We start from the raw sequence: 22,266 nt of genomic DNA on the forward strand, positions 1-22,266 counted from the left end.
TGCCAACGCGCACGGGCCGGGCTCGCCGCCGCCCGGCAGGGCATGGGAGCGGCATAGTCGCGGTTGAATTGTCGTCGTTGCAGGAGGGCATGTCAGCCGGCACATGGCGCTCTCGTCCGCCCGCTGGCCATGGCGCACAGGAAACCGGTGACCCTGCCTGGCAACCGGCCCACTGCGCCCCCCCTTTCCCGGCTGCTTCGCCCCATGCCTGCCGAATCCCAGCCGGGCGCTACCGCACTGCGCGACTCGGCCCGGTTGCGTGGCAGGGCGGTTGCCAACGCTCCGGCAAATCCAACCGGCACATGTGCGAGTCCGGCGCCGGGCGACAGCATGCCGGCCGGACCGGCCTCACTCGGCCAGCACGTTCGAGATCACGTTTGCCAGCAGCTGACGAACGGTGTCCGGCGCCAGGTCGGGATCGCGCACGGCGCGCATCGCCAGGCCTTCCACCAGCAACCGCAGCAGCAGGGTGCGCCGGACGAGGTCGCCCTCGTCCACCGTGCGTCCCCGCGCCAGGTCGTACTGGCGCAACCAGTCGGCGATGGCGGCGCCGGTCTGCTTGTCGTACCGGCGCAGGACCTCGGCCACCACCGGGTCGCGCTGCGCCTCGGCGGTGATCTCCGCATACAGGGCGACGTTGGCGATGGTGTTGCCGCGCGTATCCAGCGTCTCCCCGCGTGCCCACTGCCGGTAGCAGCCCAGCAGGCCTTCGACCAGGTCCGGCGATGCCGGCATGTGGCCGATCGCGCCCTTGTCATGCACGAGCTGGCGCTCGATCAGCGCCAGGATCAATGCCCGCTTGTTCTCGAAGTAGCGATACATCAGTCCCTGGCTGATATCCGCCTGCGCCGCGATCTCGCTGATGGAGCCGGCATGGAACCCGCGGGCGATGAAACAGCGCTGGGCGGCATCGAGGATGCGCTGGCGCTGGGCCTCCACACGGGTGGCAGCGGTGTCTTCGACGGACGGGACAGCAGGGACCTTCGGCGTCATCGGCGGCGTGAGGATGTCCAGGGTGCGCGGATGGTACGCCAGCCATCTCATGAATGAACGGTCATTCATTCGTCATTTTGGGCAACCAGACTGCGCCGGCCCCCACTCCCACGAACCAAGCCGATGCGCCACGTCCCGCTGCACCGCCAACTGCTGGCCCTTGCCGTCGCCACCGCCCTGCCGGCCCTCGCCATGGCCGACGACGCCGACACTCCTGCCGACGCCTCCTCCGCCGACACCGCCGCCCGCGACGTGGTCGCGCTGGACCAGGTCGTGGTCACCGCGCAGAAGCGCGCGACCAACCTGCAGGAGACGCCGATCTCCGTCTCCGTCGTGGACGCCGAAGCGCTGAAGGACCGCAGCGCGATCTCGATCGGCAGCCTGGCCGATGGTTCGATCCCGTCGCTGCGGGTGACCCCGTTCGCCACCCGCAGTTCCGCGCTGAACATCGGCATCCGCGGCATCGGCGCCTCCAGCGATGCCAACCAGCCTGCGCGCGACGCCGGCGTGGGCGTGTACGTCGATGGCGTGTTCATGGGCCGCGCGCAGGGCCTGGGCAGCATGCTCTACGACGTGGAGCGCATCGAAGTGCTGAAGGGGCCGCAAGGCACGCTGTTCGGCCGCAACACCGAGGGCGGCGCGATCAGCATCGTCACCCGGCAGCCTACCGGCGAGTTCGGCGGCAGCGTCAACGCCGGCGTGTCCAACTACAGCGGCTACAGCAGCGGCCTGCACCTGGACCTGCCCAAGGTCGGCGACTTCAGCTTCAAGATCGACGCGGTGCAGGCCAAGCGCGGCGGCACCACCGACAACCCGATGCACGGCGAGCGCGACTTCAACAGCTACGACAAGCGCGGCGCGCGGCTGAGCGCGCTGTGGCAGCCCAGCGACACCTTCTCCGCGCTGTACGCGTTCGACCGCTCCTACGACGCCACCACCCCGTACCACACGCAGGTGCTGGTGGCCGGCCCGTACATGAGCCCGCTGCAGCAGGCCGGCGCCAGCACGGACCGGCGCGATTCCTCCATCCTGGGTGGCCCGCAGGAAGACAACATCGGCCGCACCAGCGGCCACCTGCTCACCCTGGACTGGACGCTCGGCGACAACCTGGAACTGAAGTCCATCAGCTCCTACCGCGAGCTCACCCAGGGCCAGTTCGACATGGGCCTGGTCGATGCGATTTCCGCCTATGGAGGCCCGTACACCGCCTTCGGCCGCTACAGCCTGGCGCAGGTCTACCAGCACCAGTACAGCCAGGAATTCCAGCTGATCGGCAACACCTCGCAGGTGCAGTTCCTGGCCGGCGCCTTCTACTACCACGAGACCGCGGGCGACAACGCGCAGACGCCGAACATGCTGCTGTGGGGACCGGACGGCAACAGCTACACGCTGAACCCGGAAACCAACCCGCTGGACCTGGCCAACATCCGCATCGATCGCGCCAGCAAGGCCTGGACCGACAGCCTGGGCCTCTTCGGCCAGGCCACCTGGACGCCGGCCTCGCTCGAGCGCCTGCACCTGACCGCCGGCGGCCGCTACACCCGCGACGACAAGAAGGGCAGCCTCTACACGGTCAACGGCATGGCCACCGACCTCGCCTTCCACGATACCTGGGGGCGCTTCGACCCGATGGTGAACATCGCCTACGACCTGGGCGACAGCGCAATGGTGTATGCCAAGTACAGCACCGGCTTCAAGGCCGGCGGCGCCAACTCGCGCTCCACCACCTACACCGCCTTCGGCCCGGAAGAAGTGAGCGCGTTCGAGCTCGGCTTCAAGTCGCAGTTCTGGGACAACCGCGCACGCCTGAACCTGGCGCTGTTCGATTCGAAGATCAAGCACAGGCAGATCGACTTCACCCTGCCGTTCGACCCGAACAGCGGCGAGACCCGCACCACGATGGTCACCACCAACGCCCTCAGCACCGGTACCTCGCGCGGCGCGGAACTGGAGTTCAGCGTGATGCCGGCGGACAACCTGACCCTGGGTCTCAACTACGCCTACACCAAGATCGATGCGCTGACCGCCGTCGACCCGTTCGGCGCGGGCGTGGAGGTCACCGTGCAACCGCTGCTTGCCCCGAAGAACGCCGGCACCGTGTCGCTGGACTACCTGGTGCCGTTCGCCAACTTCTCCGGGCTCAAGTTCCATCTCGACGGCAACTGGTCCGACGGCTTCTACACCAGCGAATACGACCAGACGCTCACCGACAGCTCGTTCGTGGTGAATGCTCGCGTGGCGCTGATCGACGTCCCGCTGAACAGCACCGGCTCGACCATCGCCTTCTCGCTGTGGGCCCGCAACCTGCTGGACGAGGAACACCTGTTCTACAAGCTCAACAGCGCCGCCCTCGGCCAGACCGGCATCTTCAACGATCCGCGCACCTACGGCGTGGACGTGACCGTCCACTTCTGACCCCCTCGGAGTCCCCGATGAAGAACCGAAGCACCCGGATCGCACTGGCCCTGGCACTGGGCCTTGGCCTGCCACTGCTGGCCGACGGCGGCATCGCCCGCGCGGCCGCCCAGGCCGCCCAGGCCGTACCACCGCACCGGCAACGTGCAGCCGGTCGCCGCCGACGCATCGCGTTTCATCCCGCTGCAGGGCGCATGGAACACCCGCACCTTCGCCGGGCTGCAGGGCGCCCATGGGCCGATCCCGGCCAACGCGTTCGTCCGCACCTCGGACCTGGGCCGGCTGACCGACGCCGACCGCGACACGCTGGCCGCCACCGGAGTGACGCTGGACATCGACCTGCGCACCGCCGACGAGCAGTCGCAATCGCCGGACCGCCTGGCCGACGACGCCCGCTTCGACTACCAGCGCACCTCGCTGATGGGCACCGAGAAGATGGACCTGCAGAAGATGATGGACACCTTCCCGGATTCACTGGGCGCGGCCTACGTGCAGTGGCTGGACCACAGCCAGCCGCAGTTCAAGCAGGTGTTCCAGCGCATGGCCGCCGAGCGCGACGGCACCGTGCTGTTCCATTGCACCGCGGGCAAGGACCGCACCGGCATCATCGCCGCGATGCTGCTGGACCTGGCCGGGGTGGCCGACGCGGACATCGTGCACGACTATGCGATCTCCGCGCACTACCTGGAGAGCCAGCCCCGCGACAGCGCCATGAACGCGCAGATCATGGCGCTGGTCAGGCAGAACCCGGAGATCGGCAGGAAGATGGCCGCCATGGCCGGTACCGCGCCGGAGAACATGGAGATGTTCCTGGACGCCCTGCACCGGCAGCACGGCGGCGCCGAAAACTACCTCAAGTCCATCGGCCTCAGCGAGGCCGAGATCCAGCAGCTGAAAACCCGGCTGGGACAGTCCGGCCGAGCGGCAAGCGCAGCCCTGTAGCCCCGGGGGCCATTCCGGCTGTCTCGCCATCCCCCAAAAGAACGGAAGCGACGGACAGGTTGGCCTAGCACGCGGAGCGAGCTGTCCCGCCTTTCCTCGATGCGCCCGCCGGCCGGCATCGCGGGTGCTGCCCATACCGGGGAAAGCGGGCCACGCGCGGCGGGATCCGTACCAGGCCGGGACACGCGCAAGACGTGATCCTCCTCCCGTCGCCAGGAGCCGATCCCTGTAACATCCGGGCCAGGGAGGCCACATACGCAGACATGGAGTTCCGCGATGGGTACGAGCGCGAATTCGAACGCGATCCACTCCAAGAGTGAACTGCTGTACCGGCAGGTCAGGCGCGCCCTGCAATCGGGGCGCTACGTTCCCGGCCAGCGGATCGATCCCGGCACGCTGGCCGCGGAGTTCCACACCAGCCCCACGCCCGTGCGTTTCGCCCTGTACCGCCTGGTCGGCGAAGGCCTGGTCGCCGACCACGCCCGCGGCGGCCTGCACGTGCCGTTGCCCAACGAAGTGGCCATGCGCGACCTCTACGACTGGATGGAGCGCTTGCTGCTGATGGCCTGCGACATCGGTTTCGCGCCGCCGGCGCGCAGGGCTGCCGAGCCCCGGCCCGCTCCCACCGGCGACGACGTGGTGAAGCGGACCTGGCAGCTGTTCGACGCGATCGCCCAGGCCACCGGCCACCGTTCCCTGCACCAGGCCGTGAGGCAGGCCAACGACCGGCTGGCACCGGTACGGCGCGCCAAGCGGGACCTGATCGAGCACGCATGCGAGGAGTTCTCGACGCTGGACCGGTACTGGCAGGAACGCGACATCCCGGCGCTCAAGGCCGCCCTGCGCGATTACCACGAGCACCGCAAGCAACTGGTGCCATGCATCGTGGCCACGCTGAGCGACGGCGGCGACTACCTGCACTAGTGGTACGTCACCGCAATCGCGGCGACACAGCCCTCTCCTGCCGACGCGATCGATACGCGTCGCATGCAGCCTCGCAAGCGCCGCCACACCTGAATTCGGCATTGCAGGACAGGCATCACAGTCCAGCAAGAATCAACGAATTACAGCGGAATAATCATTTGAAAACAAAAAATCCTGGCTCCTACGCTGCGCCTGTCATGGGACGTCCATGACGCAACCGTAGGAGACAGCGATGGATACGAAACAGAACACCCGCACCAACACGGCGGAAGACCTGATCGTGCTTGGCGTCGCCAGCGTCGAGACAAAAGGCGGTGCCGGTTTCGGTGAACCGACCGGACCGGGCCTTCCGATGATTCCGGGAATCTCCGAAGAGTGACCGTTCCAGGACGCGCACCACGGTGCGCGTCCTGCCTGGGAGGAAAGAATGTGTCATCTCATCAACAGTGACCTGTCGTACTGCGACGTCGATGGTCACTTGGTCTTCCTCGACATCGCGCAGGATCGCTACTTCAGGATGGACGATGCTCTTGAGATGGCCTTGCGGCGCTTCCTCGCACAGGAGGACGTGCCGCCAGAACAGCTAGATGCCCTAGTCGCCAAGGGAATACTCGTCGCTGGAATGGACCCCCCCGGCCATGCGCGGATGCCGGACATCCCTCGCCCGACACGCAGCGCAATCGAGTCGCAAACCGCAGCCACCGGTCGCGCCCCAGGCCCTGCCACCCTGATCGAAGTCGCGACGATCACCTGGTCGGTACGGCGGAAGCTGAGGCACCGGACACTCAAGGCCGTCATCGAGGACGCCATCGCCTACAGAAGCATTCGAACGTCCGCACACACCGCCGCAGCCGCCCTCCTCGGCGGCGAACCGCTGGACGCGGCGATGCGATTCGCGCGTGCACGGCGCTATGTGCCGATCGAGCCACGCTGTCTGCTGGACTCCTTGTCGCTGCTCCGGTTCCTGTCGCGACGGAGATTGCCGGCAAGGATCGTCTTCGGCGTAACGCTCGCGCCATTCGCGGCCCACTGCTGGGTGCAGGCCGGCGATGTCGTCCTCAACGAGACGCTGTCCGACGCCAATGCGCATACGCCCATCAGGACGATCTGATGAAACGGCGCTACCTTCTTCTGCTCGACAGCGAACTCAACGGCGCCGGCCGCGCGCGCGCGCCACCGGAAGCGGCGCTACGCGCAGCCGGGATGACATGCAAGATGCGGACGGCCTCGGCAAGGTTGTTCGTCTCCGCAGGCACGCCCACGGTACCGGTTCCAGGCCATGGCCTGGTCATCGGCCGGCTCTTCGGCAAGGCCGGCGAGCCGATCACGGAACTGGACTTCGACGGGACAGCAAGCGAACTGGTCAATCACCTACTGCAGAACGCATGGGGCGAGTACGTAGCCTTCTACGTGGACGAGAGTGGAAGCCTCGTCCTGCTGCGCGATCCCTCCGGCTCCGTTCCATGCGTCTACGCCCTGAACAAGGGCGAGGGATTCATTACCTCCGACATCACACTCGCGACCAACCTCGGGCTTCATGTCCGCGAAGTCGACTGGCGAGCCATCGCTCACGGCCTCGCGTTTCCCTACTTCCGGACAGATCGCACCGCGTTGAAGCATGTCCGCGAACTTCTCCCAGGCAGCACGTTGACCTGCCGGGGACACGATGTCTCGACGCAATCCGCCTGGTCGCCCTGGCGCTTCGTGGCACCCGGCGTCCGGCACGCTGACGCACTGGCGGCAGCCGACGAAGTGCGAATTGCCGTCTCCAGCGTGGTCACGGCGCTGTCCGCACTGGACGAAAGCTTCATGGTGGAACTGTCGGGCGGGCTTGATTCTTCCATCGTCGCGGCGTGCCTGCACGAACGGGCATCGCGCGGCACGTTCTGCACACTGGTGATGCCCGTGGCCGGCACCGACGAACGCCCATACGCCGAACTGGTAGCGGGCATCCTGGGACGCGAGCTCGTGCCCGTGGAGGTCGGCTTCGACCATGTGCGCTTCGTCTTCCCTCCCCCGCCCTGGTCCGTCGCGCCCGCAATGGGCATCCTGCAGCACGCGGTCAACGAGGCCTGGAAGGCAGCGGGTGCCCGGCACGGCGTGGATAGCTTCTTCTCGGGCGGTGGCGGCGATACCGTCTTCTGCTACCTGAAGACAGCAGCGCCGGCCGCCGATGCTTTCAGGGAACGCGGCACGATGGCAGCTCTCGCCGCCGTCCGCGACCTGTCGGAATTGCATCAATGCACGGTCTGGAAGGCCGGGAAGCTCGCACTCCGCAAGCTCCGACACATGCCGCGCACCACGTGGAAGACAGATGGCAGCTTCCTCGATCCGGCCCACGTTCCGACAGCTCCGGAATACCACCCGTGGCTGGATGCACCACCGGATGCATTGCCTGGCGACCGCGAGAAGATCCAGGACCTCATCGGTACGCAACTGTTCCGGGACACGGCGCCACGTGGAGAGGGGCGCACCATGCACTTTCCACTGCTGGCCCAGCCCGTCGTGGAGGCCTGCCTGAAGGTGCCCACCTGGATGTGGATCTCCGGTGGCCGGAACCGGGCAGTCGCCCGGGACGCCTTTGCCGATCTCCTGCCGCGCGGCATCCTCGATCGGCGCAGCAAAGGCTCGTACACCGGCTACATGGCGGCCGTCTATGCACGCAACAAATCCGGTATGCGCCAGTTCCTCGAAGAGGGCGAACTCTGCGCCCACGGCCTGCTCGACCGCTCCGCATTGGCGGCCTTCTTCGCCAGGGAACTGGCGCCCCGCGACCTGTCGTTCCTGCGCATCTTCGACCTGTGCGCCGCCGAGAACTGGGTGCGACACCAGGCTCAATCCCCCGCGTGATCAACAGCAGCCCGTGCACCCTCCGACTTCATCCGCCGCCAAGCACGGTACTGCCCGGCCTTGTCCGGACTCGGGTCCTCGTAGCCCTGCAGCCAGAAGCGGAACCAGTCGGTGTTGCGCTCGTACACCGCCAGCTTGTGCCGCGGCTGGAACTTGATGTGCGCCTCCTCGGGGAACACGTATAGGTCCCCCTGGTGCCTGCGCAGCAAGGGCACCGCATAGTCCAGCAGCATCCGGAACTCCTGCTCCGGCAATTGGAACAGGATCGGTGCGCGGATCCTGTCGAGCTGGAACACCGGCGATATCTCCCTCCATCGCCCGGGCGTTTCCTCGGGCGCTCCGAGCTGCCACATCTGCCCAAGCTGGGAACGGAAGGTGTCGCGCAGGCTGTTGAGGAGGTAGTAGCTCGGCGTCGTGGAGATACTGCTGACGGACGCGGCCGCAATCACGTCCGAGTGTGCGAGCGTCCATAGCGTCACTTCACTGCCGTAGCTGAGCCCACCCATGCCCACTCGCCTGCGATCGATGCGCCCCTGCTCAGACAGGAGCGCCACCACGCTTTCCACCGCCGCACGGCCCTGGTCATGGCGTTCCACGTAATCCAGGCGGAAGCCGGGCAGCGCATTGATGCACAGCGCCGAGATGCCCTGCTCGGCCAGCGAAGCCAGAGCCCACTCGTCGCCCAGGCCACCACGCAGGAAACCCTGGCAGGTATAGAACGTGACGAACAGTGGCGGCGGATCGCTCCCGCCCACACCCTGCGCCTCGAACAGCTGGCCGGTGAACTCCCTGCCCTGCCCGTCCTTCCAGCGCAACAACCTCGCCGGCGCGGTGGCCGCGATGTCGGCTTCCAGCCCCTTGTTCGGCTCGAACAGGATCCGGCGCTGCCCGCTCTCGATGTCGATCGCTTCCAGGCGCGGCGGACGATCGGCCTCGGCCGCAACGCACACCAGCGTGTCGGCCGACAACGCGCACGGGACGTCCCAGTGGCGCTGGCTTCCGCTCACGAGCCCGTCCGACACCACGATGGGATGGACGATGCCCGTGGCGACGTTCCATCGGTAGATCGACTGCGCGCGCCCCCGGTCGTAGTCGGTCGTCGTGAACACGACCTCGTCGCTTCCCGGCCGCCAGCGGATGTCGGCGATGGTCCGCTGCCGGCAAAGTGCATCCGTGCAACGCAACGGGCGCGAGGACCGCCTGTCCGGCAGCACCGCCAGCTCGGCGTCCGGCCGCTGCAGCATGCCGGCCTCCGCATTCCCGGCCGACAGCAGTACGGCGATACGTCCGTCGCCCGGATGAAGGGCGAGCTTCGTCGGCTCGGGCAGCTTCCGGGACAGGTCGGCCGGGGTCGGCGGCGGCAATGGTGCCTCCGACGACGGCAACTCCCGCGTCGCCCGGGTGGCCAGGTCGACGGCCTTCCAGCGGTCCGGCACCTTGGCCAGCAACGGCCCGGTCGAGAACCAGTCGCCCAGGAACCGTTGCGTGGCCGCTCGCCCCTCGACCCTGCTGGAACGGAACAAGCCACCGGCCATCACCACCGAGTCGTCGATGCGCACGCCCTGGTCGTACTCGGACAGCTCGGCGGCAACGACCTCCTCCCGCGTGGCACCGACGCTGTAGCGCAGCGTCCGGCCATCGCCATCCAGCTCGAAGTCGCGCACGTCCGCGCTGTCGGAGGTGACCTCACGCACCTCGGACCCGTCCGCCGCCGCGCGCCAGACCGAGATCCGGCCATCGAGCCGCGCACGGTAGTAGATCCATCGCCCGTCCGGCGACCAGGTGACCGGCGATGGCAGCACCAAACCCGTGACGTATTCGCGCAACGGCTCTCCGCCATCGGCAACACGACGTGGAGGCGTCCGCCCATCCAGGCGTTGTACGTACCACGTGGTGTCGTAGGTATTGCGCTCGACCGACGCCTGCTCCACCCGGAACGCCACCTGGCGCCCATCGGGCGAGATCGCCGGATTGCCCAGATCGCTTACCTCCAGCAGGCGCCGTGGCGAGATCGTGCCCGCATGCGAATCGTGGCCGATGGCGGCGCCCGCCAGCAGGACAGACAGGGCGAGCCAGCGCACATGACGCGCCCCGGCCGCCGCGTCCATCACGCGTACCGCCACTGCCGCCCACGGAGCCAGTGGGAAACGGTTATGCACGATCGCTCCCCCTACCAGTGCGCCGAGAGCGAGGCGCTGACGAACCGCCCTATCGCCGAATAGTTGGTGGCGTCGTAGGGCACGTAAGTCGCGACCGCGGGGGCATACAGCGGCGGCGCGCGGTCCAGCAGGTTCTGCACCGACAGCCCGAGCGTCATCTCCGGGATGCCACCGCCGCGCCTGCCGAAGACATAGCTCATCGTGGCATCCACCGTGGTGAACGAAGCGGTCTTTCCCGCCGTCGATCCGAGATGACTGGTCACGCCGCTGGTGTGGTTGGCGAAGCCCGAGGTCGTGAAGCCGCCCGATGTCCACACCGCACCCAGGCGGCCGTTGAACCTCGCAGGATTGGCGAGTGTTCCCGCGAGCGCATACTCGGGCTGGCCGGCGCTGGTCTTCTGCGTGCTGTCGAGCCAGCTGGACGAGCCACGGATCGTCAATTGGCCGCTACCGAGATCGAACCGGTACGAACCCGACAGGTCTACGCCCTTGATCCGCTGCCGTGCCGCGTTCACGTACTGGTCGCGGATGATCGCCACCACGTTGGCCGGGTCGAAGGCCACGCCGGACAGGTTGTAGAAGGCGCTGCCGTAGACCGCGAGCACGTCCGCCACCTGCCCCGGCGTCGGCGCAAGGTCCACGAACTCCGCATAGGCCGGGTTGCTCAACGCCTGCAGGTAGTTGACCGGCTCGACCACCCGATCGGTGTAGTCGATGTCGAACCAGGTCGCCTCGGCCTCGAATCCGGGCAACGCCTCCGGATGCAACGCCAGCGCGGCCGCCCAGGTGCGTGCCCGCTCGGCCTGCAGCTCGGTGTTGCCACCATAGGACATCAGCACGGTGTCATCGGCGGAACTCCCGCTCGCACCGACCGCGGAAGCGCTCCACAGGTAGGCCATCCTGTCCTGGTGGCGTTGCAGCAGGGTTGGCGCCTTGAACGATTTCCCCCAGGAGGCCTTGAACGTGAGGTCGGCATTGGGATCGTAGATCAGGCCCAGCTTCGGCGTGGTGACCCGGCCGAAGCTGTCGTAGTCCTCGCCACGGATCGCCGCGCTGAATTCCAGGCGGTGGATGCCCGCGATGCCGGACGAAGGCGAGACGAACGGGAGGCCAAGTTCGGCGTACGCAGACCGGGCGCGCTCGCTGCCGCCGTAGGGCGTGCCGGAAATGTTGGGACGGTAGCGGAACTCGTCCTTTCGGGAACCGACGCCGATCGCCAAGCGTGCCTCCCCTCCTCCAAGCGGGAACAGCGGGCCTTCCGCACCGATCTCGTAGGAAAGGCTCTCGTTGCAATAGCAGGTCTGCGTCGCCAGGCGGCTTCCCGTCGCGGACACGAGATAGCGCTCGTCGATGTTCTCGTCCTTGCCATGCGCCCCACCGAGGGTGAGGGACCAATCGTTGCGGAGAAAGAACGCGATGCTGGGCGAGACCAGCGTGATCGACGTCTCCGGGGTGTAACGGTAATAGGACCCCGCCTGGCTGACGTACCGTTCCATGTCGCGATCGGTCCTGAGCGCATCGAGCCGCAGCTCGGCCACGTCGCTCACCGACTGGTGAAGGCTGACCAGGCCGCTGCGCGTGTCGCTGCCGCCATAGATCGTGTACGGCTCGACCAGGTGACGGGTATAGCGGCGCTGGCGCGCCTGGATGGGGTCGGACGACGTGTCCTTGAAGGTGGCGATCAGCCCACCGCTGGACCACGCGGTACCGGCGGTCGCGCTGTACTCGCGCGTGGCCAGGCCGCCGTCCGTCGCGCCGCCGTAGCGTGCCCCCACGGCCACGCCGTCGAAATCGCGTTTCAGGACCACGTTGGCCACGCCGCCCACGGCATCGGAACCGTAGATCGCCGAGGCACCGTCGGGGATGATCTCCAGGCGCTCGACCGCCTCCACCGGGATTGCGCTGATGTCCACCGCCTGCGAGAACCCGTCGTAGGCGAGCCGCCGCCCGTTGAGCAGGGTCAACGACGCATCGGCGCCCAGCCCACGCAGGTTCAACGAGGAGCCACCGGTGAGGTCCTGGTTGCCCACGCCGCTCGCGGCGCCGGTCACGCCCGGGTTCTGCCCGCCCGAGAAGTTCTGCGGCAGGCTACGGATGACCTCGCCCAGATCGGTGAAGCCCTCCTCCCGGATGCGCTCGCTGCCGATGGTGATCACCGGCGATGGCGTCGTGCCGCCGCGGATGCGCGTGCCGGTGACCGTTATCGCCTCAAGCTCCGTTGCTACCGATGCCGCTTGCGACCCGGGCTTCGGCGAATGCCTCGGTTCGGAGTCTTCAGGCCGCGGGCCTTCCTCCGGATTCCTGGTTACGGCCGGGGCGCCTGCTTCGGCCTCCTGGGCCAGGGTCAGCGCGCTGGTGCCGGAGGCCATGGCGAACAGAGCCATGGAAATGGCATCACGTAATGCTCGTTTCTTCATGCTGGGTCCTTTGGATTCCGCCTGGTTGGTCTTCCGGCATGTCGTTGCGGGGCGTTCTTCCGCGACCAGGGCACAGGCAGGACCGGATCCGCATCGCATCCGCACGCGGACACGTGACCTCCGCAGAACGCCCCTGTCCCACCTTCGAATCCATGCCCACGGCGTAGCCAGCCCCATTCCTGCGCTGGCTACCCACCGCCCCGGTGCATCCCCGGCCCCGCCACGCCATCCAGATATGGATTTGCCCGAGCCCTCTGCCGGGCAACACGCATTGGGTGACATACAGTTAACCCAATACGCACATAAAGCTACGTTTAACGTAGTATCGAAGTCAAGTGCTATTCCGGAAGCTTCCCTGCATGGAAGTCCCGGACGCGCACGCACTTGGCTGAGAAGAGACAGCTCCCCGTCTACAGCCGCCGGCTGCGCGAGGCACGGGAGGCCTATGGCATCTCGCAGCGCAACCTGGGCATCAAGGCCGGGCTGGACGACTTCGTCGCCAGCGCCCGCGTCAACCGTTACGAGACCGGCGTCCACCAGCCCGACCTGCAGACCCTGCAACGGCTGGCGGAGGTCCTCGACCTGCCGCTGGCCTACTTCTACGCCGAGGACGACGAGCTCGCGCGGCTGATCTCCGGCTTCAAGCGCCAGGACAAGCACAAGCGCTGACGCCGGAGGCAATATCGGCCCGTGAGACTGGCATGGTAAAAAGTACGCAGCGGCCCGGCCCGTCCATCGTGGACCGGCTGGGCCATCGCACGGATGAAAGACCATGACAGGTGACAAGAAGAAGCCTGCCGCTGCCCGCCGTGCCCCGGCCAAGAACGAGGGGCAGTCGCAGGCGCCCCGCTCGATCGAGAACGAACGCGAACTGGTGGCGCTGTGCCTGGCGCTGCTGGGGCCGCGTCCATCGCTTTCTCCAGCGGAGCGGGTGCTTGCCAGGGGAGTAAGGCCCCTGGCCGAGCCGATGCTGGTCGAGCGGATGCGGGACGACATCCACAACGGCGCGGACCCGCTCGGCGAGGTTTTCCTGCGCCTGCGCACGCCCGCGGCCCGCCGTGGCATGGGCGCCGTCTATACCCCCGACCCCATCATCCACTCCATGCTGGTTTGGGCCGCCGGGCAGTGCACGCCGCAACGCGTGGTGGATCCAGGCGCGGGTTCGGGCCGCTACCTCGTGGCCGCCGCGAAGCGGTTTCCCGGGGCGCAGCTGGTCGGCGTGGAGCTGGACCCGCTCGCGGCCCTCATGCTGCGAGCGAACATCGCGGTGCATGGGCTGGACAAGCGCGCCACTGTGCTGGTGGAGGATTTCCGCCTCGCCGAGCTTCCCCGGATCCAAGGCCGGACTCTCTACCTGGGCACCCCCCCCTATGTGCGTCACCACGACATCGGCGAGGACTGGAAGCAGTGGTTCGCGGTGTCGGCGAAGGAATATGGGGTCAAGGCGAGCAAGCTGGCCGGCCTGCATATCCACTTCTTCCTGCGTGCATTGCAGCTGGCCAGACCTGGCGACGTGGGCACCTTCATCACCTCCGCCGAGTGGCTGGATGTGAACTACGGCGCCACCCTGCGCCGCCTGCTGGCCGAGCGGCTGGGCGGCGTCGCCATCCATGTGCTCGATGCCCGTGCCCGGCCATTCGAAGGTGTCGCCACCACTGGCGCCATCACCTGCTTCAAGGTGGGCGAGCAGTCGCAAGGGCTGCGGGTTCGTTCGGTGGAAAGCCTGGAAACCCTGAACGGCCTGAGCAAGGGCGACGTGGTGCCGTGGGAGCAAGTGCGCAGCGCTGCCCGCTGGTCTCCCCTGTTCCGCCCGTCACGCCCTGTCCCGGAAGGCTATGTGGAGCTGGGCGAACTGTGCCGGGTGCATCGCGGCCAGGTCACGGGGGGAACAGCGTCTGGATTGCCGGCAAGCATGCCGCCGACCTTCCCGAAAGCGTGCTGTTGCCCACCATCACCAAGGCGCGTGACCTGCTTTCGGCCGGCGAGCGATTGAACGACCCGGACCTGCTGCGACGCGTCATCGACATTCCATCGGACCTCGACCAGTTGGACGACGAGGCCAGGAAATCAGTGGAACGCTTTCTGAAATGGGCCAAGACCCAGGGCGCCGACGGTTCCTACATCGCTCTTCACCGGCGTGCCTGGTGGTCGGTTGGCCTCAAGACGCCCGCCCCCATCCTCTCGACCTACATGGCCCGTCGCGCTCCCGCCTTCGTGCGCAACCTGTGCGGTGCCCGGCACATCAACGTGGCCCATGGAATCTATCCGCGCCAGGAGCTCCCGGCGTCTTCGCTGGACGCGCTGGCCGCTTGGCTTCGCGGCAACGTCGTCACCGACGATGGCCGCACCTATGCCGGCGGCCTGACCAAGTTCGAACCCGGGGAACTGGAACGGGTGCTGGTCCCGGACCTGGAGGTGCTGACGGCATGACCCCGGCCCGGCCGCCGCGCTGGAGCACCGACGAACTGGCGCAGGATGTCGCGCTGGCGTTGGACGATTTCCGCCGGGAACGGCTCGGGGAGCTGCTGGCGAACTGGAAGACGACGGTCCACCGCTGTCGCGCGCAGGTCCGCAGGTCGTTTCGCGAAACGGGATTGCGCCAGCCTGTCCGCCCACCCTCCCGGGTGATCGCGCAGCTGTACGCGCACGACTTGGGCGAGCCGTTGCGCTACCTCGCCGCGCCTCCCATTTCCCATGACGACCTGAAGGCCCTGGCCGGCTCGACCCTGGCGCCCGCGGCACTGCGGCGCGACCCTCACGCGGCGCGCAACGTGTTGCGCACTCTCCTGCAGACGCTGGATCCGATCCGGTTCCCATGGGTGCACAGGAACACCCGCGCGCAGGCTTCCGAATGGCGCGCCGCCATCCAGGCGACGGCCGTACTGATGGCGGCGCAGCGCGTTGCCACCTCGCGGCGGCACCAGGGCAAGAACGGCCAGGAGCAGGCGGCCAAGGACTATCTGGCCAATGTGGTCGGCCTCACCGAAGTGCGGCTCCGCAAGATCGAGACCCTCTATACGGCACCGGCTCCCGGCGAGTTCTGCGGCGAAAGCGAAGTGGCCGGGCGCAAGGCCGACATCGTCGTGCGCCTGTTCGACGCCCGCCTGCTGCTCATCGAATGCAAGGTCTCCAACAGCGCCCTGAACAGCGTCAAGCGCGTGAACAAGGATGCCGGCGCCAAGGCCTCCGCATGGATGCAGCGACTGGGAGACGCGCAGGTGGTTCCGGCCGCACTGCTGTCGGGCGTGTTCAAGGTCCGCAACCTGGAGCAGGCCCAGGCCCTGCGCCTGACGCTGTTCTGGGCGCACCGCCTCGAAGATCTCGGCGACTTCATCGTGGCGACCCGGTAGATGCACGCAGCTCGCACAGCCGTAAGGCGGCTGCGAGCGTGCGTGAGCCCTGGCTGATCATTGCCTCACCAGATCTGATCGAAGCCAGCCCACGCCAACTGGTCAGCCTGTATACGCGGCGCATACAGATCGAAGACAGCTTCCGTGATCTCAAATCACATCGCCACGGCGCGTCCTTTGAGGACGGCCTGACCCGTCGGGGTCAACGCTTGACCATCCTGCTGATGCTCAACACGTTGGCCAGCTTCGCTTGTTGGCTGGCAGGCATGGCCGATGAGCAGTCCAGCCATGTGGCTTGGCTGGCGCCATGCAAGACGAGCCGGAAGCTTTATTCAACCCTGCGCATCGGACGCGAAGCCCTGCTCCGGCACTGGCCGATGGAGCCCACCGGCCAATGGATGGCGCGACGACGCACACCGCCCGAGCACGTCTACAGCCAGATGGTCTTGAGCTGATAAACGTGGGGATAGCTCAGACTCCGCCCCCCGGTTTCGACCCGATTTCGTAGATCCTTGCGGGCTCTGGCTGCCGCCGCGCCTACAAGCCATGTGCAAGCCAGGACACAACGCTTCGCCGGCATCTGGCGCACACCGACCGTGGAACCTGCCATTCCAACCGAGCGGTGGACCTGATCCCGTCACGTCGCCGCTCTCCAGGCCAAGGCTGCGAACCACCAGACACCGGTGACCGGCTCCAATCTGGGACCTACCCGCTCCGGGACCGACGCGAGCGGCTGGCCGCCTGCTGCGTACCACCGCTCTTTCGCTTGATCTGCTCCAGGTAGTTGTAGATGGTGAACCGGCTGACTCCGAGCGCGGCCGCCACCTGCTCCACGCTGTTCCGGATCAGGAACAGGCCGCGCTGCATCATCGCCTCCACCGCGTACATCTTCTCGTCCTTGTTCATCAGCTCGGGCGGCTTCATGAAGCGCTTGACCGCCTCGTCGATGATTTCCTGCATCATCGTCTCCAGGCCGACGGCGCCAGCGGCTGCATCGATCTGCGCTGGCTGTGCCTTCTTGTGCAGGATCTGTTCGAGCCAGCCGTGAGCCATCTCGAACACGGTCATATCGGCATTCAGGCACAGCGCGGCCACGGGCACGCCGGCGCCATCGCGGAACAGCAGGGTCGCTGAGCGCAACGTGCGCCCGGCCGCACTGGTGGTCTGGTATTCGTCGACGATCGACCAGCTGAGCTGACCGGTGCCTTCCACGTCGCGATAGAGCTCGCGGAAACCGGCATCCTCCCTGGGACCACTGAGGATCGGATCGCCGACACCGCGACCGGACACGTGACCATTGGCGATCGCCCGCACCGAGGCGTCGGGGATGGTCAGGTCATGCAGTACGACCTCGATGTTCTCCCCGATCATGCCGCCCAGCAGGGCTACCACCGGCTCGAGCAACGCGAATACGTCACTCACCTGTGGACCCACGGCCGATGCGGCCTTGCGCCGGCGGCTGGAAGCGGGAGCGCCCGGTGCCACGGTCTTCTTTGCGTTGGCCATGCGATGGCTAGGTCCTTGCGCGATGAGCCAGTCATCTTGCCGGCGATGCCCGGCCCGCGTCGAGACGCAGGTCAGAGGGGGGACAGGGCTCGGCGGAAGATGTGGCCTCACCGTTGACATACAATTTATTTTTGTATATCAACAAAATGTTGAAGTCATGTGACGATGCCCTTTCGCCCACTGGATCCGGCTCGCCCACACCCTCAGCGAACTCACCACCGATACCGCGCTTATCACCCCCTCCCCCTCAGCCATTCGCCAGCCGAGTCCCGAATATGAGCACTGTTGTCCGCAGTCGCCTTTACCAAGTCATTTCACGCACGCTTTGCCAAGGCTCCGCGCTGCTATTGCTGCCGTCCGTCGCCCTGGCCCAGCAATCCGCGGACGAAGCCGCGACCACGCCCAAGCAACTGGACACGGTGACCGTCACTGCGCAAAAGCGCACCGAGCGACTGCAGGATGTACCCATGTCGGTCCAGGTCCTCAGCGCCGAGAAACTCTCCAGCCAGGGCAGTTTCAAGCTGGCCGACTACTTCGCCCAGCTGCCGGGTCTGTCCTACATCCAGGCGCCGATGAGCAGCAACATCGTGCTACGCGGCATCGCTACCGACTCGGGCCTGGGATCGCGTCCAACCTCCGGGGTGGTCATCGACAACGTGCCCTACGGCTCGTCCACCAACACAGGCTCCATCCCCGACCTGGATCCCTCGGACCTGCAACAGCTCGAAGTGTTGCGCGGACCCCAGGGCACCTTGTACGGGGCCAGCAGCATGGGCGGTCTGATCAAGTACGACATGGCCGACCCCGATACCGGCGCGACTTTCGGCCACGTGGAGGCGGGCGCCTCGCACGCCGCCCACGGCACCGATGGCTACAACGCGCGCACCTCGGTCAACCTGCCGTTCTCCGACGATTTCGCCCTTCGCCTGAGCGTGTTCCAGCGCAAGGACCCGGGCTTCGTCCAGAACCCCGACGGCAAGGACACCAACGAAAGCCAGGTGCGCGGTGGCCGGATCGCGGCCCTGTGGAACGTGACCGACACCTTCACGGTGCGCGCCTCGGCACTGTTCCAGGACACCCAGACCGGCGCCAGCTCGGTGGTGGACACCGACGCCACCCTGCACCCGCTGTACGGCCAGTACACGCACGACCGCATCCATGAGGGCGACACCTACGACGGCCAGGTGCGCTTCTACACCACCAAGCTCAGCTGGGACCTGGGCTGGGCCACGCTGGACAGCATCAGCGGCTATGCCCAGCACCGCAGCAAGGCCTACCAGGACGTGGGCTACACAACCATCGGCGCGCTGGCCCCGACCTTCGCCGGCATCTTCGGCCTGGACAGCGACAACCCCAGCGCATTGATCGACAACCGCTACGACATCGACCGCACCACCCAGGAACTGCGTCTGGCCTCGCAGGGCGACCAGCGCATCGACTGGCAGCTCGGTGCGTTCTACAGCAAGGAAGACATCGACGTCACCCAGAACTTCTACATCGCCGACAAGTCCTCGGGCGCGCTCTACAACGGCTACCCACTGCTGATCTCCACCAGCAGCAGCACCTACCGCGAGCGCGCACTGTACGGCGATGTGACCTACCACTTCACCCCGAAGTTCGACATCCAGCTAGGCGCGCGCTATGCGCAGAACAGCCTGCGCGACCATTCGTTCGCAGGGGGACTGCTCTCCGACGAATCGACCTCGCTGGATACCAGCAGCGACGACGTGGCGACCTACCTGTTCTCGCCGCGCTACCGTTTCAGCGACGACCTGATGGCTTACTTGCGCGTGGCTTCGGGCTATCGTGCCGGCGGCAGCAACGGCAGCCTGCTGTCCGAGGGCACCCCGCACACCTTCAAGTCCGACAGCCTGTGGAGCTACGAGCTGGGCCTGAAGCAGCAGCTGCTCGACCACGCGCTGAGCCTGGAAGGCTCGCTGTTCTACATCGACTGGAGCGACCTGCAGGTCTCGCAGATCGACCCGCAGCTGGGCGACAGCTATACCACCAACGCCGGCAAGGCCAGGAGCCAGGGCGTGGAACTGTCCGCCACCTGGACACCCTCGGCCGACTGGAAGCTCACTGCCAGCTATGCCTTCACCGATGCCAAGCTGGCCGAGGACATCCCGGGCTATGTGGATGGCTCCACCGCCTACGGCCGCGACGGCGACCGCTTGCCGTATTCGGCCCGCAACAGCGCCGCGGCTTCGGTCACCCGCTACTTCCCGGTGACCGGTTCACTGGACGGCTTCGCCGGGCTGGATGCGGCATACATGGGCAATCGCTACATGGAGTTCACCACCTCGGCCGGTATCCCGCGCATCCACCTGCCCAGCTACACCACGGTTGGCCTGAATGCCGGCATCCAAGGACAGTCGTGGACGGCGACTGTGTACGTACGCAATCTCACCGACGAGGTCGGATATCTCAACGCCAACCGTCGCGGCTCGCTAGCGACCTCGCCGTGGGGCGCCACGCTGATCCAGCCGCGTACCGTCGGCCTGACACTGAGCTTGGACTACTGACCGCGCGCGGCGGCCGTCCACCAACGGGCGGCCGCCGCCGTCAACATCAACGTCAACGTCAACGTCAACGAACGTACTCCGTGTCTTCCGCGCGTTCAGACACTCCCTGCCGTCTTTTTGCCAGATGCCCCCAACATGACATCCAAGCCCCTGCTCGCCATTTTCCTGGTCTGCGCCAGTCCACTCGGCTGCAGCACCTCGGGGCGGGCAGCCGAAGTCGAGACCACGCAATCATTTGTACTGATCGCCAATGGCGAGAACGTCGGTTACCTACGGGGTACCAGCACCACGCAAGGGTTCGACGTGGACTACCACGTAGACAACAATGGGCGTGGCCCCAAGCATCACGAGCACATCGTGCTGGGTGCCGACCGGCTGCCGATTTCCTGGTCGGTCAAGGGCACTACGCTGATGGGCGGGCCGGTCGACGAGCACTACCAATGGACTGAAGGCGTCGCCGAATGGGACAGCCAGGCCGACCACGGGCGAGAGCCACTGCCGCACCCGGCTCTTTACGTGACCAACGACAGCAGCCCGTGGGCAATGTGGACCTATGCCAATGCGCTGCTGGCGGCCCCTGCGCATGAACTTGAGGCACTGCCGGGTGGGCGCATGCGGCTGGAAGAGGCCGGCACGCTGACGCTGCAGGCCGAGGCAGGCCTGCCGGCCGTGCGCGGCCGCCTGGTACGGCTCTCGGGCCTGGACCTGGAGCCTCACTACCTGGCGCTGGACCCCGCCGGCAACCTGCTGGCCGACGTGGACGACGGCACCGTGGCCATCCGCGCAGGCTACCAGTCGCAGGTCGCGGTGGTGACCGAAGCGGTCAAGGCCCAGGCGCTGGTCCACGCCCGCACCCTGCAGGCCCAGCTCGCCCATCCGGCGGGACAGGGCGTCTGGATACGCAACGTCCACGTATTCGACCCGGCTACCGGCCTGCGCAGCGAGCCGCTCAACGTGCACGTGCGACAGGGCCACATCGTCTCGATGGATGTACGGTGGAATCCGGTCGCTGGCGAGAGTGCCTATGACGGTGCCGGCGGCACATTGGTCCCGGGACTGCACGACATGCATTCGCACAGCACCCTGTCCTCGGGCCTGTGGTACCTGGCTGCAGGGGTCACCAATACCCGGGACATGGGCAACGACAACGCTTTCCTGCTGGACCTTACCGCGCGCATAGACCGCGGCGAGATCGCCGGTCCGCGCATCGTGCGCAATGGCTTCCTGGAAGGGCGCAGCCCGTACTCGGCACGTGACGGCTTCGTGGTGGACAAGCTGGACGACGCGCTGAACGACGTGCAGTGGTACAAGGACCACGGCTACTGGCAAATCAAGCTCTACAACTCGATGAATCCGCAGTGGGTAGCACCGATCGCGGCGCGCGCCCATGCATTGGGGATGACCGTCACCGGCCACATCCCGGCCTTCACCAATGCCGACGCAATGATCGCCGCCGGCTACGACGAGATCGCCCACGTCAACCAACTGATGCTGGGCTGGCTGCTGGCGCCACAGGAGGACACGCGCACCCCGCTGCGGCTGACCGGCATGCAGCGCGCGGCCGGGCTTGACCTGGATTCCCCCAAGGTCCAGCACACGCTGGACTTGATGCGCCGACGCGATATCGCCCTGGACACCACCGAAGTGATCCTGGAACGGCTGATGCTCAGCCGTGCCGGCAGCGTGTCCGAAGCCGACGCATCCTACCTGTCGCACATGCCGGTGGCCTACCGGCGCTATCGCCAGCGTACCTTCGTGTCCGACTTGACCCCACAGACCGACGCCGCCTACCGCCAGGCCTTCGCCAAGACCCTGGACTTGCTCGGCCGCCTGCATCGCCAAGGCACGCTGCTGCTGCCGGGCACCGACGACACCACTGGCTTCACCGTGCACCGCGAGCTGGAGCTGTACGTCAAGGCCGGCATGACCCCGCAAGAGGCCCTGCGCGCAGCGACCTGGCAGAGCGAAGAACACCTGGGACGCACCGACCGCCTTGGCCGTATCCATCCGGGCATGCAGGCCGACCTGGTGCTGCTGGCCGGCGACCCGACTACCGACATCTCCGCGATCCGCCGGCCCATGTTGGTGATCAAGGACGACCGGTTGTATCTGCCGGCCGACATCTACCGGGCCCTGGGCGTGACGCCCTTCGCACCCGCACCGAACAAACTCCAGTGAACTCATC

General features: G+C 66.8%; 17 protein-coding genes. 13 read left to right on the forward strand and 4 right to left on the reverse strand.

From position 1 onward, the window contains the following. Positions 1-348 precede the first annotated feature (348 nt). Positions 349-1,044 (reverse strand): TetR/AcrR family transcriptional regulator, encoded by a 696-nt coding sequence (locus tag BN3794_RS00115; RefSeq protein WP_236493067.1) that lies wholly within the window; start codon positions 1,042-1,044, stop codon positions 349-351. A gap of 72 nt (positions 1,045-1,116) precedes the next feature. Between BN3794_RS00115 and BN3794_RS00120 the strand changes: the two genes are divergently transcribed. The 6 genes from BN3794_RS00120 to BN3794_RS00140 all read left to right on the forward strand — a co-directional run bounded on the left by BN3794_RS00120 (position 1,117) and on the right by BN3794_RS00140 (position 8,124). Next, positions 1,117-3,408: a TonB-dependent receptor gene (locus tag BN3794_RS00120; RefSeq protein ID WP_066091518.1), complete on the forward strand. Its 2,292-nt coding sequence runs from the start codon at positions 1,117-1,119 to the stop codon at positions 3,406-3,408. A 144-nt stretch (positions 3,409-3,552) separates the two neighbouring features. After that, positions 3,553-4,350 (forward strand): tyrosine-protein phosphatase, encoded by a 798-nt coding sequence (locus tag BN3794_RS00125; protein ID WP_236493075.1) that lies wholly within the window; start codon positions 3,553-3,555, stop codon positions 4,348-4,350. A gap of 276 nt (positions 4,351-4,626) precedes the next feature. Then, positions 4,627-5,274, forward strand: coding sequence for a GntR family transcriptional regulator (locus BN3794_RS00130; protein ID WP_236493077.1), 648 nt, complete (start codon positions 4,627-4,629; stop codon positions 5,272-5,274). Positions 5,275-5,506: 232 nt separating this feature from the next. Next, positions 5,507-5,653: a benenodin family lasso peptide gene (locus tag BN3794_RS16135; RefSeq protein ID WP_147675593.1), complete on the forward strand. Its 147-nt coding sequence runs from the start codon at positions 5,507-5,509 to the stop codon at positions 5,651-5,653. 48 nt (positions 5,654-5,701) lie between these two features. Continuing rightward, positions 5,702-6,385, forward strand: coding sequence for a lasso peptide biosynthesis B2 protein (locus BN3794_RS00135; protein WP_066091541.1), 684 nt, complete (start codon positions 5,702-5,704; stop codon positions 6,383-6,385). Continuing rightward, positions 6,385-8,124, forward strand: a complete 1,740-nt coding sequence (locus BN3794_RS00140) for an asparagine synthase-related protein (RefSeq protein WP_066091544.1) — start codon at positions 6,385-6,387, stop codon at positions 8,122-8,124. Before BN3794_RS00135 ends, BN3794_RS00140 begins: the two co-directional genes overlap by 1 nt. On the opposite strand, the gene BN3794_RS00145 is transcribed toward BN3794_RS00140, so the two are convergent. Further along, positions 8,109-10,232: an Atxe2 family lasso peptide isopeptidase gene (locus tag BN3794_RS00145; RefSeq protein WP_066091546.1), complete on the reverse strand. Its 2,124-nt coding sequence runs from the start codon at positions 10,230-10,232 to the stop codon at positions 8,109-8,111. The two genes, BN3794_RS00140 and BN3794_RS00145, sit on opposite strands and share 16 nt — an antisense overlap. Positions 10,233-10,294: 62 nt before the next feature. After that, positions 10,295-12,700 carry a TonB-dependent receptor plug domain-containing protein gene (locus BN3794_RS00150; protein ID WP_066091549.1) on the reverse strand — a complete coding sequence of 802 codons (2,406 nt, stop codon included), beginning with the start codon at positions 12,698-12,700 and terminating at the stop codon, positions 10,295-10,297. Between the two features lie 384 nt (positions 12,701-13,084). Here BN3794_RS00150 and BN3794_RS00155 point away from each other — a divergent pair, with 384 nt between their 5' ends. The 5 genes from BN3794_RS00155 (at position 13,085) to BN3794_RS15670 (ending at position 16,505) form a co-directional block, all read left to right on the forward strand. After that, positions 13,085-13,369 (forward strand): helix-turn-helix domain-containing protein, encoded by a 285-nt coding sequence (locus BN3794_RS00155; RefSeq protein WP_066091552.1) that lies wholly within the window; start codon positions 13,085-13,087, stop codon positions 13,367-13,369. Positions 13,370-13,472: 103 nt separating this feature from the next. Then, on the forward strand, positions 13,473-14,693 hold the full coding sequence (locus BN3794_RS00160) for an Eco57I restriction-modification methylase domain-containing protein (protein WP_236493080.1): 1,221 nt from the start codon (positions 13,473-13,475) through the stop codon (positions 14,691-14,693). Next, the gene (locus tag BN3794_RS16730) at positions 14,642-15,130 is read left to right on the forward strand and encodes a hypothetical protein (protein ID WP_236493087.1); all 489 of its coding nucleotides are present in this window, start codon (positions 14,642-14,644) and stop codon (positions 15,128-15,130) included. The genes BN3794_RS00160 and BN3794_RS16730 overlap by 52 nt, the downstream gene beginning before the upstream one ends. Continuing rightward, the gene (locus BN3794_RS00165; protein WP_078059476.1) at positions 15,127-16,050 is read left to right on the forward strand and encodes a XamI family restriction endonuclease; all 924 of its coding nucleotides are present in this window, start codon (positions 15,127-15,129) and stop codon (positions 16,048-16,050) included. The genes BN3794_RS16730 and BN3794_RS00165 overlap by 4 nt, the downstream gene beginning before the upstream one ends. Next, complete coding sequence (locus tag BN3794_RS15670; RefSeq protein WP_078059501.1) at positions 15,999-16,505, forward strand: transposase; 507 nt, start codon at positions 15,999-16,001, stop codon at positions 16,503-16,505. The genes BN3794_RS00165 and BN3794_RS15670 overlap by 52 nt, the downstream gene beginning before the upstream one ends. A 250-nt stretch (positions 16,506-16,755) precedes the next feature. Here the strand turns inward: BN3794_RS15670 and BN3794_RS00175 are convergent, their stop codons facing one another. Beyond that, positions 16,756-17,556 (reverse strand): helix-turn-helix transcriptional regulator, encoded by an 801-nt coding sequence (locus BN3794_RS00175; RefSeq protein WP_066091563.1) that lies wholly within the window; start codon positions 17,554-17,556, stop codon positions 16,756-16,758. A gap of 275 nt (positions 17,557-17,831) precedes the next feature. On the opposite strand from BN3794_RS00175, the gene BN3794_RS00180 reads away from it, so the two are divergent. Both BN3794_RS00180 and BN3794_RS00185 read left to right on the forward strand, forming a co-directional pair. Continuing rightward, entirely contained in the window at positions 17,832-20,081 is a 2,250-nt protein-coding gene (locus BN3794_RS00180) for a TonB-dependent receptor (protein ID WP_268872068.1), read from the forward strand. A 135-nt stretch (positions 20,082-20,216) separates the two neighbouring features. Beyond that, a complete protein-coding gene (locus tag BN3794_RS00185) occupies positions 20,217-22,259 on the forward strand; it encodes an amidohydrolase family protein (RefSeq protein ID WP_147675595.1) in 2,043 nt (680 codons plus the stop codon). Positions 22,260-22,266: the final 7 nt, after the last annotated feature.

This window comes from Xanthomonas massiliensis, from assembly GCF_900018785.1.
Taxonomy (GTDB): domain Bacteria; phylum Pseudomonadota; class Gammaproteobacteria; order Xanthomonadales; family Xanthomonadaceae; genus Xanthomonas_B; species Xanthomonas_B massiliensis.

Coding starts and splice junctions, on each gene's coding strand:
- BN3794_RS00115 (WP_236493067.1), bottom strand. CDS start 1,044: ATGAGATGGCTGGCGTACCATCCGCGCACCCTGGACATCCTCACGCCG.
- BN3794_RS00120 (WP_066091518.1), top strand. CDS start 1,117: ATGCGCCACGTCCCGCTGCACCGCCAACTGCTGGCCCTTGCCGTCGCC.
- BN3794_RS00130 (WP_236493077.1), top strand. CDS start 4,627: ATGGGTACGAGCGCGAATTCGAACGCGATCCACTCCAAGAGTGAACTG.
- BN3794_RS16135 (WP_147675593.1), top strand. CDS start 5,507: ATGGATACGAAACAGAACACCCGCACCAACACGGCGGAAGACCTGATC.
- BN3794_RS00135 (WP_066091541.1), top strand. CDS start 5,702: ATGTGTCATCTCATCAACAGTGACCTGTCGTACTGCGACGTCGATGGT.
- BN3794_RS00140 (WP_066091544.1), top strand. CDS start 6,385: ATGAAACGGCGCTACCTTCTTCTGCTCGACAGCGAACTCAACGGCGCC.
- BN3794_RS00145 (WP_066091546.1), bottom strand. CDS start 10,232: ATGGACGCGGCGGCCGGGGCGCGTCATGTGCGCTGGCTCGCCCTGTCT.
- BN3794_RS00150 (WP_066091549.1), bottom strand. CDS start 12,700: ATGAAGAAACGAGCATTACGTGATGCCATTTCCATGGCTCTGTTCGCC.
- BN3794_RS00160 (WP_236493080.1), top strand. CDS start 13,473: ATGACAGGTGACAAGAAGAAGCCTGCCGCTGCCCGCCGTGCCCCGGCC.
- BN3794_RS00165 (WP_078059476.1), top strand. CDS start 15,127: ATGACCCCGGCCCGGCCGCCGCGCTGGAGCACCGACGAACTGGCGCAG.
- BN3794_RS00175 (WP_066091563.1), bottom strand. CDS start 17,556: ATGGCCAACGCAAAGAAGACCGTGGCACCGGGCGCTCCCGCTTCCAGC.
- BN3794_RS00180 (WP_268872068.1), top strand. CDS start 17,832: ATGAGCACTGTTGTCCGCAGTCGCCTTTACCAAGTCATTTCACGCACG.
- BN3794_RS00185 (WP_147675595.1), top strand. CDS start 20,217: ATGACATCCAAGCCCCTGCTCGCCATTTTCCTGGTCTGCGCCAGTCCA.